The sequence below is a fragment of the Ruegeria sp. CDSC025 genome, assembly GCF_059610805.1.
On sequence record NZ_JBXWOJ010000018.1, the window covers coordinates 12469 to 26082 of the forward strand.

The 13614-nt window shown below is 57.9% G+C and carries 15 protein-coding genes and 1 riboswitch; of the genes, 10 read left to right on the plus strand and 5 right to left on the minus strand.

The window, feature by feature from the left end; all coding sequences use genetic code 11:
• The first annotated feature begins 61 nt into the window (after window positions 1-61).
• Both dapF and mtaB read left to right on the plus strand, forming a co-directional pair.
• Window positions 62-904, plus strand: coding sequence for a diaminopimelate epimerase (dapF, locus tag AC2FH8_RS18750; RefSeq protein ID WP_282022318.1), 843 nt, complete (start codon window positions 62-64; stop codon window positions 902-904).
• Complete coding sequence (gene mtaB, locus AC2FH8_RS18755) at window positions 901-2157, plus strand: tRNA (N(6)-L-threonylcarbamoyladenosine(37)-C(2))-methylthiotransferase MtaB (RefSeq protein WP_142640226.1); 1257 nt, start codon at window positions 901-903, stop codon at window positions 2155-2157. The genes dapF and mtaB overlap by 4 nt, the downstream gene beginning before the upstream one ends.
• A gap of 140 nt (window positions 2158-2297) precedes the next feature.
• Here the strand turns inward: mtaB and AC2FH8_RS18760 are convergent, their stop codons facing one another.
• Genes AC2FH8_RS18760 through petA form a run of 3 tightly spaced genes read right to left on the minus strand, consistent with a single transcriptional unit; the run spans window position 2298 to window position 5028 of the window.
• The gene (locus AC2FH8_RS18760) at window positions 2298-3083 is read right to left on the minus strand and encodes a cytochrome c1 (RefSeq protein ID WP_496690453.1); all 786 of its coding nucleotides are present in this window, start codon (window positions 3081-3083) and stop codon (window positions 2298-2300) included.
• A gap of 17 nt (window positions 3084-3100) precedes the next feature.
• Window positions 3101-4432 carry a cytochrome b gene (gene petB / locus AC2FH8_RS18765; protein WP_142640230.1) on the minus strand — a complete coding sequence of 444 codons (1332 nt, stop codon included), beginning with the start codon at window positions 4430-4432 and terminating at the stop codon, window positions 3101-3103.
• 11 nt (window positions 4433-4443) lie between these two features.
• A complete protein-coding gene (gene petA, locus AC2FH8_RS18770; RefSeq protein WP_142640296.1) occupies window positions 4444-5028 on the minus strand; it encodes a ubiquinol-cytochrome c reductase iron-sulfur subunit in 585 nt (194 codons plus the stop codon).
• A gap of 485 nt (window positions 5029-5513) precedes the next feature.
• Here petA and AC2FH8_RS18775 point away from each other — a divergent pair, with 485 nt between their 5' ends.
• A complete protein-coding gene (locus tag AC2FH8_RS18775; RefSeq protein ID WP_142640232.1) occupies window positions 5514-5957 on the plus strand; it encodes a c-type cytochrome in 444 nt (147 codons plus the stop codon).
• Window positions 5958-5970: 13 nt separating this feature from the next.
• Here the strand turns inward: AC2FH8_RS18775 and AC2FH8_RS18780 are convergent, their stop codons facing one another.
• Entirely contained in the window at window positions 5971-6585 is a 615-nt protein-coding gene (locus AC2FH8_RS18780) for an FMN-binding negative transcriptional regulator (RefSeq protein WP_142640234.1), read from the minus strand.
• Between the two features lie 54 nt (window positions 6586-6639).
• Window positions 6640-6785: riboswitch (FMN riboswitch) on the plus strand.
• Window positions 6786-6913: 128 nt separating this feature from the next.
• Between AC2FH8_RS18780 and AC2FH8_RS18785 the strand changes: the two genes are divergently transcribed.
• From AC2FH8_RS18785 to cobO, 5 genes are all read left to right on the plus strand, one after another.
• On the plus strand, window positions 6914-7354 hold the full coding sequence (locus AC2FH8_RS18785; RefSeq protein ID WP_496690454.1) for a 6,7-dimethyl-8-ribityllumazine synthase: 441 nt from the start codon (window positions 6914-6916) through the stop codon (window positions 7352-7354).
• 94 nt (window positions 7355-7448) lie between these two features.
• On the plus strand, window positions 7449-8549 hold the full coding sequence (gene aroC / locus AC2FH8_RS18790) for a chorismate synthase (RefSeq protein WP_271951712.1): 1101 nt from the start codon (window positions 7449-7451) through the stop codon (window positions 8547-8549).
• Window positions 8533-9195: an HD domain-containing protein gene (locus AC2FH8_RS18795; protein WP_271951710.1), complete on the plus strand. Its 663-nt coding sequence runs from the start codon at window positions 8533-8535 to the stop codon at window positions 9193-9195. The genes aroC and AC2FH8_RS18795 overlap by 17 nt, the downstream gene beginning before the upstream one ends.
• A 54-nt stretch (window positions 9196-9249) precedes the next feature.
• Complete coding sequence (locus AC2FH8_RS18800; protein ID WP_496690455.1) at window positions 9250-10185, plus strand: DMT family transporter; 936 nt, start codon at window positions 9250-9252, stop codon at window positions 10183-10185.
• Between the two features lie 56 nt (window positions 10186-10241).
• Window positions 10242-10841 carry a cob(I)yrinic acid a,c-diamide adenosyltransferase gene (cobO, locus tag AC2FH8_RS18805; RefSeq protein WP_271951707.1) on the plus strand — a complete coding sequence of 200 codons (600 nt, stop codon included), beginning with the start codon at window positions 10242-10244 and terminating at the stop codon, window positions 10839-10841.
• A gap of 475 nt (window positions 10842-11316) precedes the next feature.
• Here the strand turns inward: cobO and AC2FH8_RS18810 are convergent, their stop codons facing one another.
• The gene (locus AC2FH8_RS18810; protein WP_496690456.1) at window positions 11317-12183 is read right to left on the minus strand and encodes a branched-chain amino acid aminotransferase; all 867 of its coding nucleotides are present in this window, start codon (window positions 12181-12183) and stop codon (window positions 11317-11319) included.
• 160 nt (window positions 12184-12343) lie between these two features.
• Here AC2FH8_RS18810 and AC2FH8_RS18815 point away from each other — a divergent pair, with 160 nt between their 5' ends.
• Both AC2FH8_RS18815 and AC2FH8_RS18820 read left to right on the plus strand, forming a co-directional pair.
• Window positions 12344-12856, plus strand: coding sequence for a MarR family winged helix-turn-helix transcriptional regulator (locus tag AC2FH8_RS18815; protein WP_142640252.1), 513 nt, complete (start codon window positions 12344-12346; stop codon window positions 12854-12856).
• Window positions 12853-13554, plus strand: a complete 702-nt coding sequence (locus tag AC2FH8_RS18820; RefSeq protein ID WP_496690457.1) for a response regulator — start codon at window positions 12853-12855, stop codon at window positions 13552-13554. Before AC2FH8_RS18815 ends, AC2FH8_RS18820 begins: the two co-directional genes overlap by 4 nt.
• The last annotated feature ends 60 nt before the right edge of the window (window positions 13555-13614 follow it).

Sequence of the window (13614 nt, forward strand, 5' to 3'; positions counted from 1 at the left end):
GTCAACCCCTTTTTTCACGAATCTGCGCCACAGGGTGGATTCCCATCCACAGCAACGTTATATGCCCGCCATGCAAGGAATTCAGAACACCGGATTGCCCTTTATGAAGATGCATGGGCTGGGCAATGACTTTGTCATTGTGGATGCGCGCGCGCATGAGGTCGGGGTGACACCAGCCTTGGCTCAAGCCATTGGGCATCGGCAATTTGGGGTCGGCTTTGATCAGCTCGCCGTCATCGAAAACGGCGCATCAGATGCCCATCTGGTGTTCTACAACGCCGATGGCTCGACCTCGGCCACCTGTGGCAATGCCACCCGCTGTATCGCGCGGTTTCTGATGGAGGAAACCGGCAAACAGACCCTGACGCTCACCACCGAACGGGGAACGCTCTATGCAAGCGATGCGGGGGACGGGCTGACTTCGGTTAATATGGGACTGCCGCAGCTGAACTGGCACGAGATTCCATTGACCGAAGACGTGGACACCTTGGAACTGCCGATCGAAGGCGCCCCAACCGCCACCGGCATGGGAAACCCGCATTGCACCTTCTTTGTCGACAATGCCGAGGCGATTCCGCTGGCAGAGTTCGGCGCTCGGTATGAATATCATCCGCTCTATCCAGAACGGACCAATGTACAAGTGGCACAGCTGATCGGTCCGGATCATATCCGCATGCGCGTATGGGAACGGGGCGTTGGCATCACCCTGGCCTCTGGCTCTTCGTCCTGCGCAACGGCCGTGGCCGCAGCCCGGCGCGGCCTGACCGGACGCAAGGTTCAGATCGAGCTGGACGGCGGCACGATTTGGATTGATTGGCGCAACGATGGCGTCTGGATGACCGGCCCTACCGCCCATGTCTTCTCAGGCCTGCTGACGCCGGAATTCCTGAGGTCGCTGGGATGAACCCGCCCAAATTCACCACGCTGGGCTGCCGCCTGAACGCCTATGAGACCGAGGCGATGAAAGAGCTGTCGCAACAGGCCGGTCTGACCGATGCGGTGGTGGTGAACACCTGCGCCGTGACCGCCGAAGCCGTGCGCAAGGCCCGGCAGGAAATCCGCAAACTGCGCCGCGAAAACCCGAATGCCCGGCTGATTGTGACCGGCTGCGCTGCGCAGACAGAACCGCAGACCTTTTCCCAGATGGAAGAGGTCGATGCCGTCATTGGCAACACGGAAAAGATGCGACCCGAAACCTGGAAAGGTATGGCGGCGGATTTCATTGGTGAAACCGAGGCCGTCCAGGTTGATGACATCATGTCGGTTACCGAAACCGCTGGCCACCTGATCGACGGGTTTGGCACTCGTTCCCGCGCCTATGTACAGGTTCAGAATGGCTGTGACCACCGCTGTACCTTCTGCATCATCCCATATGGCCGCGGTAATTCGCGCAGCGTCCCCGCGGGCGTTGTTGTGGACCAGATCAAGCGTCTGGTCGATAAGGGCTATAATGAGGTCGTTCTGACCGGCGTCGACCTGACCTCATGGGGGGCTGACCTGCCTGCCCAGCCAAAGCTGGGTGATCTGGTTATGCGCATCCTCAAACTAGTGCCTGATTTGCCGCGCCTGCGGATCAGCTCGATCGATTCGATCGAGGTCGATGAAAACCTGATGCAGGCCATTGCCACAGAACCCCGCCTGATGCCTCACTTGCATCTGTCGCTGCAGCATGGCGACGATCTGATCCTGAAGCGGATGAAACGCCGCCATTTGCGTGACGATGCGATCCGCTTTACCCAAGAGGCCCGCAAGCTGCGCCCCGAGATGACCTTTGGCGCTGACATCATCGCCGGTTTCCCGACCGAGACCGAGGCCCATTTCGAAAACTCGCTAAGGCTGGTTGCCGATTGCGATCTGACATGGCTGCATGTCTTCCCCTACTCCAAACGCGAAGGTACACCCGCCGCCCGCATTCCGCAGCAGGTCAACGGCAATGTCATCAAAACCCGCGCCGCCCGTCTGCGCGCCGCTGGCGAGGTGCAGATTGGCAAGCACCTGACCGCCCAGGTTGGCAAGGTACATCACATCCTGATGGAAAACCCGCATATGGGCCGGACCGCGCAGTTTACCGAAGTTACGTTCCAAACCCCTCAATCCGAAGGGCAGATCGTGACCGCGACGATCACCGGCTGCTCGGATACGCAGCTCAGCGCCTGATCCGCCTCTTCATCTGGCTAAAAATACCTCGGGGATGAATTGGCCGCAGGCCAAGAAGGGGCTGGCCCCTTCCACCCCCAAGCAACAAAAAACCCCCGCAACCAAAGGCGCGGGGGTTTTTAACTTTTCAGAAAAGGCGCTTAGTGTTTCTTTTTGCCTTTAACACCTGCCCACAGACGCTTGTTGACCAGGTACAACAGGACCGACAGAAGCGTCAGGAAGACTACACCGACAAAGCCCGAATACTTACGCTCCATCATCTTCGGTTCAGCCGTCCACATCAGAAAGGCTGCAACGTCTTCCGACATATGCTCGACGTCATTTGCGTGGCCATCGGCAAACTCGACCTGCTCATCCGACAGCGGGGGCGCCATCGAAATCCAACCACCGGGGAAGGCGGTGTTTTCGTACAGAATCGTTCCCGCTTCTTCCTTTTCGTGGCCGGTATAACCATCCAGCAACGAGGCGATGTATTCCGGGCCGCCCATGCCGTTGACCAGCTGGTTGATCCCCAGACCGTAAGGGCCGTGGAAACCTGCGCGCGCCTTGGCCATCAGGCTCAGGTCGGGTGCGCCAACGCCATCATTGGCGGGGAAATGGTCAACGGGTTTTGCCGGGCGGAAGTCGTCCAGCTCGGGGTCGAACACTTCAAAGTTGCCCGCCGCATAAGCGGTGACTTCGTCTTCCGAATAGCCCAGCGCTTCGAGGTCACGCAGAGGCACATAGCGCAGGCCGTGGCAGGCCGCGCAAACCTCGGTGTAAATCTGCAGGCCGCGCTGTAACTGGTGTTGATCCCAAGTTCCGAACGGACCTTCGAATGAGAATTGGAAGTCCTCGATATGCTGTTCGCCTCCGCCTGCCGCGTTAGACGCGACAGGAGCAAATGCGATAGCAAACGCGGCACCGATTGCAAGTTTCTTGAACATGTTTCCGGTCCCTCTTCTTACTCGGCCGGCGTGGCATCGGCGTCAGCCTTGCCATAATGCGCGTTGAAGTCTTCTTCGATGGTTTCCGGCTGTGCATCGGGTTTTTCGATGACACCCAGAACCGGCAGGATCACGAAGAAATAGCCGAACCAGTAGGCCGATGCGATTAACGAGAAGGTCGCATAGGGCTCTTCTGCGGGCATCGCACCCAGCCACATCAGGGCAAAGAAGTCGACGATCAGCAGGTAGAACCACCATTTGAACATCGGCCGGTATTTACCCGAACGTACGGTTGACGTGTCCAGCCATGGCGCCAGAGCCATAGCCAGGATCGCACCAAACATCGCCAGAACACCAAAAAACTTGGCGTCAATGATGCCGCCGGTGATGAAGCTGGCGAATTGAACAACCCAGACCTCGCCGGTAAAGGCACGCAGGATCGCGTAGAACGGCAAGAAGTACCATTCGGGCACGATATGTGCCGGTGTTACCAGCGGGTTGGCTTCGATGTAGTTATCCGGGTGGCCCAGATAGTTCGGCATGAAACCAACGATTGCCCAGAACACAACAAGGATGACCGCCAGTGCGAACAGGTCCTTGATCACGAAGTAAGGCCAGAAGGGCAGCGTGTCTTTCTCAGCCTCGGCTTTCGAACCGCGGCGAACCTCAACACCTGTCGGGTTGTTGTTGCCGGTGGTGTGGAAAGCCCAGACATGCACGATGACAAGCGCCGCAATTACAAAGGGCAGCAGGTAGTGCAGCGAGAAGAAGCGGTTCAGCGTGGCGTTGTCCACAGCCGGTCCGCCCAGCAGCCAAGTCTGGATCGCGTCACCCACAAACGGGATCGCACCAAACAGGCCGGTGATCACGGTCGCACCCCAGAAGGACATCTGACCCCAGGGCAGAACATAGCCCATAAAGGCAGTGCCCATCATGCAGAGATAAATCAGCATCCCGATGATCCACGTAACCTCGCGCGGGGCTTTGTACGAGCCATAGAACAGGCCACGGAAGATGTGGATGTATACCGCGACAAAGAACAGCGATGCGCCGTTCATGTGCAGATACCGCAGCATATAGCCGCCATTCACGTTGCGCATGATGTGCTCGATGCTAGCAAAGGCCAGATCAACATGCGGAGTGTAGTGCATCACCAGAACGATACCGGTGACAATTTGCAGGACCAGGCAAAACGCCAGGACGATGCCCCAGATCCACCACCAGTTCAGGTTCTTGGGGGTTGGGATCATCAGGGTGTCATAGATCAGGCCGACGATGGGCAGGCGGCTGTTCAGCCACTTCTCGCCACTTGTCTTCGGCTCATAGTGATCGTGGGGAATTCCGGACATCTGGGTCTCCCTTAGCCGAGTTTGATGGTGCTGGCGTCCGTCCACTCAGCGGGCGGAACGGGCAGGTTTTCAGGTGCGGGACCTTTGCGGATACGTCCAGCCATATCGTAATGCGAGCCGTGGCAGGGGCAGAACCAGCCGCCAAAGTCACCAGCATCGCCCAGCGGGACACAACCGAGGTGAGTACAGACGCCCATCTGGACGATCCAGGCACCTGCGGCTTCGCCTTCCGGCGACGGCATCACGCGGTTTGCATCCGTGGCCGGTGCATCAGCATTCAGATTGAAGTTACGGGCCAGCGGGTCAGGCAGGGCATCCACGCCATCGGCGTCCTGCTTCTGCGCTTCGTCGATTTCGACACCGGTGCGGTGACGGATGAACACGGGTTTGCCCAACCATTTGACGGTCAGCTGGGTTCCGGGCTCGACACCGCTCACATCCACGCGGATCGAGGACAGCGCCTGAACGTCTGCCGAGGGGTTCATTTGGTTGATCAGGGGCCATACGGCTGCACCCGTCGCAACGACACCTGCGCCGCCTGCGACGTAGTAGAGGAAATCTCTGCGGGTGCCTTCGTGGTCTTCTGCGTGGGACACGAGGTTTTCTCCGATTCCGGCGCCCGGCAATACCGGGCAAACATGCATCAGCACCGCATCAAAGCGGCGTCTCATCGCGGCTATCTATCCGGGAGAAATCGGTTCGTCCAGCGGTCATAGGCGCGCACTACGCCGCATCTTGGCATTCATGTCACAACGAAAGGCGTTTTTTTCAAGGGATGGGCCGGATTACCCGTGAAAGTTTGCCCTGCCGCGCGGGTGGTTCAGGGAGTGATTCGGATGGCAACCAGGCAACGAAAACACCCTCACAACACAGAACCGGAGACTGTTGACCGGCGAAGATCTGCAAAATTCTGACCTGATTTTGCCACGCAAAAATCCACTTCGATTGAATCTACCTTGGCTAAAATAATGAGTTAAAAATAGATATTTTTCAACACACTAGACGAGTCTCAATTCGATTGCACATTTGGCTGGAATGTCCCAAGGGCCTGTAACAGGACCAACCTTAACGGGATTTTTCCATGCCAAAGCTTTTTACAGCCACTCTAACCTTCGCCCTGACCCTTTCATCGCAATCCATCGCCGCCGGCGATCCGGCAAAGGGGGAAAGCCTCTACAATCGGTGCTCTTCGTGCCATGCAATTATCAAAGATGGAAAAGTTCTGGTCAAAGGCGGCATCACCGGGCCGAATCTCTATGGGGTCGTAGGCCGGGTGGCCGGAACAGAAACCGATTACCTGAACGGAAGCGAACGCCTACCAATCGGGATGTACACCGATGACATGATCCGTGCTGGCCAGGAAGGGCTGGTCTGGACACAGGAAAACATCGTCGAATATTCGCAGGACCCGATTGTTTTCCTGAGGGATTATCTGGATGACGAAACCGCCCGTCCGAACATGAGCGTCAAACTGAAAAAAGGGGCTGAGGATGTCGCCGCTTATCTGGCGACCTTCAGCAACTGACCAGCCCGTCCGCTCACCTAGACCGCATGAGCGCGGCGAGGTGAGTGGTCTCGCTTCCGAACCCGTCTACCGCCACATGATCTGCGGCGGCTAGACGGACATCGTCCGGCTTGTTCTGGTTCAGCTTCCAGGTGCCCTGAATGTCATCTACCTGCAACTTGCAGGGCACAATCATGCGCATCATCTTGTCCAGAGCCTCCGCGCTCATCTTGCTGGCGCTCCAGGGTGGCTTGGGGTTCAACCGGCGCTCATAAAAATCCGACTGACGATCGAGTAAATCGCGCAACGCGTCCTGCGGAAGAAGCGAAAGCGTTCCGGTCAGGTGCACCGCCACATAGTTCCAAGTGGGCACCTGATCCTCAATCCCGTACCAGTCGGGCGAGATATATCCGTCAGGCCCCGATACAGCGATTCGAACCGTGCGCGGTTCATTCAATGCCCGGACGATCGGATTGGACCGCACCAGATGCAGCGAGGCTTCTGCGCCATCTTCTGACAACAGAAACGGCACATGGCTAAGCAAAGGCCCCTGGTCCGCTGACAAAGCCAAAACACCAAATGCGCGCTCGCGCGCAAAAGCAATATGACTGTCACGATCCTCGGCGCGGAAGGCGGGATTGGGGTGCATGGCGGTCCTCCTGCAAAAGCTCTTGCAGAACCGCGCACCTATTGGCAAGGTGCGCCTCGTTCTCAGGGCGGGGCGGAATTCCCCACCGGCGGTATGCGGGCGATGAGCCGTAAGCCCGCGAGCGGCCCCTTTTCGGGGTGTCAGCAGATCTGGTGAGAGGCCAGAGCCGACGGTTACAGTCCGGATGAAAGAGAACGTGCAGTGTGCCGGTAACCCCGCGCGCCTGCTCGTGATCGCCTTGGGTGACGTGTCATGTCGTGCTGGCAGCGAAAAGTGGGAACCGGTTTTCGCAACCGCCAGCAGACCACCAAACCGGAAGGAGATCTTGATGACACACACCCGCTATGCGTTTGTTAAGGCCAGCTGGCATGCCGATATTGTCGACCGTGCACTCGACGGGTTTCTGGAATTGATACCCGCCGATCAGGTGGACGTGTTCGACGTTCCAGGCGCGTTCGAAATGCCCCTGCTGGCCCGCGATCTTGCCCAGATTGGGCGCTATGCAGCTGTGACCTGCGCGGCCTTTGTGGTGGATGGCGGCATCTACCGGCATGATTTCGTGGCGCAAGCTGTGGTCGACGGGTTGATGCGCGCAGGTCTGGATACCGGTGTTCCGGTTCTGTCTGTTTCGCTGACGCCGCACCAGTATCAAGAGACGGACCACCACAATGCCATCTACCGCGCGCATTTCGTGGATAAGGGGCGCGAGGCGGCACAGGCGGCGTTGAAAATCACCGCCATGAGGACGCAGCTGTCCTCGGCGGCCTGACCGGAAAGGGTTGGGGTGCTGCGCCCCAACCGCAAATCCGCTTGAGGCTACGGGCCTTGCCCGCTAATCACGATGCTCAGAAGGAGCACGCCTTATGTCGATGAACAGCTTTGGCCATCTTTTCCGCGTCACCACTTGGGGTGAAAGCCACGGGCCCGCCTTGGGTGCCACTGTTGATGGCTGCCCGCCGGGGGTGACCATCGACGCAGAGGTGATCCAGCACTGGCTGGACAAGCGCAAACCAGGACAGAATAAATACACCACCCAGCGGCGCGAGCCCGATCAGGTGAAAATCCTGTCCGGCGTGTTCGAAGGGCAGACGACCGGAACTCCGGTCCAGCTGATGATCGAGAACACCGATCAGCGGTCAAAAGACTACGGCGATATCATGGAAAAGTTCCGCCCGGGCCATGCTGATATAACCTATTGGCAAAAATACGGTATCCGCGATTATCGCGGCGGTGGCCGCAGTTCGGCGCGCGAAACCGCCTCGCGCGTTGCCGCCGGGGGCCTGGCCCGCGAAGCCATCAAGCAGATCGCGCCGAATGTGCAGATCACCGGGTACATGACCCAGATCGGCCCGCATAAGATCGACCGCACGAATTTCGATTGGTCACAGATTGAACAGAACCCATTCTGGACGCCCGATGCGACAGCCGCCGAGGATTGGGCCGCCTATTTAGACGGGTTACGCAAGTCCGGCAATTCGGTCGGGGCAGTGGTTGAGGTCGTCGCGCGTGGTGTCCCTGCCGGGATTGGTGCGCCAGTTTATGCCAAGTTAGACACTGATCTGGCCGCAGCGATGATGTCGATCAACGCAGTCAAAGGTGTTGAGATCGGCGAAGGCATGGCCGCCGCTGAACTGACCGGCGAGGCCAATGCCGATGAGATCTTCATGGGGCAGAATGGCCCGCAATACAGCTCGAACCACGCAGGCGGCATACTGGGCGGGATTTCGACCGGGCAGGATATAGTCGTACGCTTTGCGGTCAAACCGACCTCGTCGATTCTGACCACGCGCAAAACGATCACCAAATCCGGAGAAGAGACCGAGATCATCACCAAAGGCCGCCATGACCCTTGTGTCGGCATCCGTGCGGTTCCGGTTGGCGAAGCGATGATGGCTTGCGTAATCCTTGACCACCTGCTCTTGCACCGGGGTCAGATCGGCGAGAACCGTGGCCATATCGGCTGAGCTGCGCGCCCGGCTGCGCGGCATCGTCGCGCAGCGCATGAAAACAGATCCTGCCCATGATCTGGCGCATCTGGATCGCGTTTGGATCAATGTACAGGCCATCGCGGACACGCAAGCAGATATTCGGGTTCTGCTTGCGGCAAGCTATCTTCATGACCTGGTCAACTTGCCCAAAGATGACCCTGATCGTCACCTCGCCTCACGCCAATCTGCGGCTGAATCAGAGCCTATTCTAGCGAAATTGGGGTTTTCTCAGCCTGAAATCGATGCCACTCAACACGCCATCGCCGCACATAGTTTCTCGGCCGGGATACTGCCTGAAACGCCCGAGGCCCGCATCCTTCGCGACGCAGATCGGCTGGATGCGCTGGGGGCCATCGGCATTGCGCGCAACTTCGCTGTTTCAGGTGATCTAGGTCGCGACCTGTATGATCCCGAGGATGCTTTTGCCACTGCCCGCGATCTGAATGATCAGCAATTCTCGATTGATCACTGGAAGGTCAAACTGTTGAGCCTGCCGGCAGACATGCTGACGCCCACCGGGCGCGAATTGGCACAGGCGCGTGTGGCACGGATGATCCGGTTTCTTGAGGCGTTCAGCGAAGAGATCGGCCAACCCCTGCCCGACACGTGGAAATCTGCCTGATTGGTACAATCCAATCGTTGATCTTTCGCAGTCAAAGGCTCAGGTTCTCGGCCAATGGCACAATCCCTGACTTCCCACCGACCCATGCTTGCAGTGGGCCTGAAACTGGCCGCGTTGGTTCTGTTCACCTCAATGTCTGCACTGGTCAAGGCCCTGTCCGAAGATTTCCCGCCCGGCGAACTGGTGTTTTTCCGGTCGCTCTTCGCCATTCCCGTCATCATTGCCTGGTTGCTTTGGCGCGGAGAGCTGGCGCAGGGCTTTGTGGTCAAAAAGCCGATGGGTCATTTCTGGCGCGGCGTTCTGGGCACTAGCGCCATGGGTTTGACCTTTACGGGTCTCAGCCTGTTGCCACTCCCCGAGGTAACAGCGATAGGCTATGCCACGCCGATCTTCACCCTGATCCTAGCCGCGCTGATTCTGGGCGAGCGCATTCGCATGATCCGCATCGGTGCCGTCGCGCTGGGATTGTTGGGCGTGCTGATTATGGTTTGGCCAAGGCTGGGCACCACCCAGATGGAGATGGCAGCCACAATCGGGGCGCTTTGCGTGCTGGCGGCCACACTCGCCCGTGCCTTTGTTCAGATCCACATCCGGCAGCTGGTCAAGGTGGATCACCCGGCCGCGATCGTGTTCTATTTCTCGATGACCGCTACCCTGCTTTCAGCTCTGACCGCGTTTTGGGGTTGGACCATGCCGACGATTAATCAGGCTCTAATTATGATCATAATGGGGTTGATCGGAGGTGTTGCACAGATTCTGGTCACCTCGTCCTATCGCTTTGGTCAGGCCTCAATGCTGGCGCCCTATGACTATACCACCATGCTGTTTGCCATATTCATCGGCTATATCTGGTTTGATGAGCTGCCGACGCTTGCGATCCTGTTGGGTGCGACGCTGGTGATTGCGGGCAATGTGGTCGTGATCTGGCGCGAACACCAGCTGGGACTGGAACGCGGCAAGGCCCGGTCCCTGACCGATCACAAAGCGTGACTTTACCTTTTTCAATCTTGCCCTAGTTTGGGCCCAACAATCTCAGAGGTGCCCGAATGAGCGACGCGCAGGATCACAAAGAAAAGATGCAGCAGGTGCAGGCCAAGCACCGCAAAAAAGTGTCCGAGGCCGTCGACCCGGGCCGTGGTCTGGTGCTGATCAATACCGGCAAGGGCAAGGGCAAATCCTCGGCCGCGTTTGGTGTCGTGATCCGAGCGCTGGGATGGGGTCAGAAAGTTGCCGTCGTACAGTTCATCAAGGGCAAGTGGAAAACCGGTGAGCGACGGTTCTTTGAAGAGCGCGACTTGGTCACCTGGCACACGATGGGCGAAGGCTTTACCTGGGACACTCAGGACCGCGAACGCGATATCGCTGCTGCCAACGCCGCTTTTGACAAGGCGCGGGCACTGATGGAAAGCGGTGAGTATGATCTGGTCGTTCTGGACGAGATCAATATTGCCCTGCGCTATGAATATCTGACTGTCGATCAGGTGATCGACGGGCTCAAGGCGCGGTCCGACAAGACCAGCGTGTTCCTGACTGGTCGCGATGCGCCACAGGCGCTGCGCGACTATGCCGATCTGGTTACCGAAATGACCGAGGAAAAGCACCCGTTTCAAGCCGGGATCAAAGCCCAGCGCGGCGTCGATTTCTAGGATTAGAGTCAGTTTTACAGAGCGGGTAGGCCGGGTTGAGGGAATGCTAGCGCAAGGTCTGATGAGCGGGCTATGCGGTCATTGGCAATACTTTGAAAGCCAGCTTGAATTCCAGACGTAAACTCGACATGGAACCGAAACTAAATGACTTATGAAGAATGTTTGCGGTCCATATATTTCGACTGGGAAAGCTGGTTAATTGCCCTTGTGGCATTGGCTATCTCGCTCACTTTCTGGAAAAACACTAAGAAGGGCTTGGCCGTCGTGTCTGCTTGTTTCGGTTTGCTGCTAGCCTCTTCATGGGCTTATCTGTACTACGAAATGAATTGCGTGGAACTCATCCGACCATAGGAAGTTTGGGCTCAATTCGGTCATTGTAAGGTAGTTTACGCACTCACACATCTAACCGTACCTGTTGACGGTTGCCCAAAAGCAAAAAAACCCCGCCAAGGCGGGGTTTCAACTTGGTTGCAGGTTATGCCCGCACCAGTTTTTCGTAATCTGCGGCGATTTCGCGGGTGAGGTCACCGACCTCGAACGTATAGTCGCCGATCTGGCCCACAGGCGTGACCTCGGCCGCAGTACCGGTCAGCCAGCATTGTTCAAAATCGGCCATCTCTTCGGGTTTGATGCGGCGCTCATGCACTGTGATGCCTTTGTCTTTTAGCATCTGGATCACTGTCTGGCGGGTGATCCCGTTCAAAAAGCAATCGGCCAGCGGAGTATGAACTTCGCCGTCCTTCACAAAGAAGACGTTCGCCCCGGTCGCCTCGGCAACATAACCGCGCCAGTCCATGAACAGCGCATCCGAGCAGCCCTTGGCCTCGGCCTTATGCTTGGAAATGGTGCATATCATGTAAAGCCCGGCCGCCTTGGCATGGACCGGGATGGTTTCAGGGCTGGGCCGCTTCCATTCCGCGATATCCAGCTTGGCGCCCTGCATCTTGGCGTCGCCGTAATAGGCACCCCAGGGCCAGACCGCTACGGCCATGCGGACCGGGTTCTTGGCCGAGGCCACGCCCATATCCTCACCCGAACCACGCCAAACCAGCGCACGGACATAGGCGTCCTGCAAGCCACTTGCCTTCAGCGCGCCTTCCTTTGCCGCTTCGATCTGGTCGATCGTATAGGGCATCGGCATGTCCAGCGCCTTGGCCGAGGCGACCAGCCGTTCAGAATGCTCCCGACTTTTGAAAATTTTGCCGTTATAGGCCCGCTCGCCCTCAAAGACCGAAGACGCATAGTGCATCGCATGGCTCAGAATGTGGACATTCGCCTCGCGCCAGGGCACAAGTTCTCCATCCATCCAGATGACACCGTCACGATCATCATACCCCGCCATGCGAAACCTCCCTGCCTGGGTTGAATATTCCGATTATTGCGCAATATAGGTCCGAAGTGGACATAAAGTTGCGCAAAAACTGCGATTCGATACCTGTCCGCTCTTGGAATGTCAACAACGCTGACATAAACTCGGACCTGTGTAACGAATGAGGCAGACTATGTCAGATACCCGCCCCGCCCAGGCCTTTGGCGGAGAAAGCCTGTTGTTTCTTACGGATGAACAGCTGCGGCAGGGGATCGAGGCGATGTTTTTTGCCTATCGCGGGTTCACGGCGGACCCGGATCGCATTCTGACACAGCTGGCCTATGGGCGGGCACACCACCGTGCTATCCACTTTATAAATCGCGCGCCGGGGACGACCGTCAATAACCTGCTTGCTATTCTAGGAGTGACGAAACAGTCTCTGAACCGGGTCCTTCGGACATTGATTGACGATGGGTTGGTCGAAAGCAGGGTCGGTACAGTGGACAAGCGCGAACGGCACCTGTTTCTGACCGAAGCCGGGAGGGCGCTTGAAACCAGGCTGTCCGAGGCCCAGCGCGTGCGGATGCGCGCGGCCTATAAGGACGCAGGCCCAGAAGCGGTGTCTGGGTTTCGCAAAGTGCTTGAAGCAATGATGGATGCTGATATGCGTCATGCCTATACCAAATTGCGGGATACGACCTCATGAGTGATGTGGACGCCCATCTGTTGATCGTTGACGATGACGAGCGTATTCGCGATCTGCTCAAGAAATTCCTGATGCGAAACGGGTTTCTGGTGACCGCGGCGCGGGATGCGGCCCATGCACGTCGGGTGCTCTCGGGGCTGGATTTCGACATGATCGTTCTGGATGTGATGATGCCCGGCGAAGATGGTGTCAGCCTGACCAGAGCCCTGCGCGAGACCCACACCACCCCGATCCTGTTGCTGACGGCGCGGGGCGAAACCGAACACCGTATCGCCGGGCTTGAGGCGGGGGCCGATGATTATCTGGCCAAACCGTTCGAGCCCAAAGAGCTTTTGTTGCGGATCAATGCGATCCTGCGCCGGATGCCGGAAACCCCGGCACAGGATGCCGCAACCAAGATTCTGCATCTCGGCCCGATCCGCTATGATGTTGAGCGCGGTGAGATGTGGCGGGGCGAAGAAACGGTCCGCCTAACCGCAACGGAAAGCCAGCTGATGAAGATCTTCTCGACCCAACCCGGCGCCCCTATCAGTCGCGCCAAGCTGGTCGAGGATCTGGGCCGTGACAAGGGTCAGGCGCAGGAGCGTGCCGTGGATGTGCAGATCACACGGCTGAGACGCAAGATCGAGCAAGACCCGAAACAACCCCGGTACCTGCAGACCGTGCGCGGGGCCGGGTACATGCTGGCACCGGATTGATTGAGCCGCTGCGTGGCGGTTCTTTGCCTTCGGCGAAGGTATTTTGACCAGATGAACAGG

Excerpts from the sequence above, each read along its gene's own strand:
- dapF (WP_282022318.1), top strand. The coding sequence starts at position 62 with ATGCCCGCCATGCAAGGAATTCAGAACACCGGATTGCCCTTTATGAAG.
- mtaB (WP_142640226.1), top strand. The coding sequence starts at position 901 with ATGAACCCGCCCAAATTCACCACGCTGGGCTGCCGCCTGAACGCCTAT.
- AC2FH8_RS18760 (WP_496690453.1), bottom strand. The coding sequence starts at position 3,083 with ATGTTCAAGAAACTTGCAATCGGTGCCGCGTTTGCTATCGCATTTGCT.
- petB (WP_142640230.1), bottom strand. The coding sequence starts at position 4,432 with ATGTCCGGAATTCCCCACGATCACTATGAGCCGAAGACAAGTGGCGAG.
- AC2FH8_RS18775 (WP_142640232.1), top strand. The coding sequence starts at position 5,514 with ATGCCAAAGCTTTTTACAGCCACTCTAACCTTCGCCCTGACCCTTTCA.
- AC2FH8_RS18780 (WP_142640234.1), bottom strand. The coding sequence starts at position 6,585 with ATGCACCCCAATCCCGCCTTCCGCGCCGAGGATCGTGACAGTCATATT.
- AC2FH8_RS18785 (WP_496690454.1), top strand. The coding sequence starts at position 6,914 with ATGACACACACCCGCTATGCGTTTGTTAAGGCCAGCTGGCATGCCGAT.
- aroC (WP_271951712.1), top strand. The coding sequence starts at position 7,449 with ATGTCGATGAACAGCTTTGGCCATCTTTTCCGCGTCACCACTTGGGGT.
- AC2FH8_RS18800 (WP_496690455.1), top strand. The coding sequence starts at position 9,250 with ATGGCACAATCCCTGACTTCCCACCGACCCATGCTTGCAGTGGGCCTG.
- cobO (WP_271951707.1), top strand. The coding sequence starts at position 10,242 with ATGAGCGACGCGCAGGATCACAAAGAAAAGATGCAGCAGGTGCAGGCC.
- AC2FH8_RS18810 (WP_496690456.1), bottom strand. The coding sequence starts at position 12,183 with ATGGCGGGGTATGATGATCGTGACGGTGTCATCTGGATGGATGGAGAA.
- AC2FH8_RS18815 (WP_142640252.1), top strand. The coding sequence starts at position 12,344 with ATGTCAGATACCCGCCCCGCCCAGGCCTTTGGCGGAGAAAGCCTGTTG.
- AC2FH8_RS18820 (WP_496690457.1), top strand. The coding sequence starts at position 12,853 with ATGAGTGATGTGGACGCCCATCTGTTGATCGTTGACGATGACGAGCGT.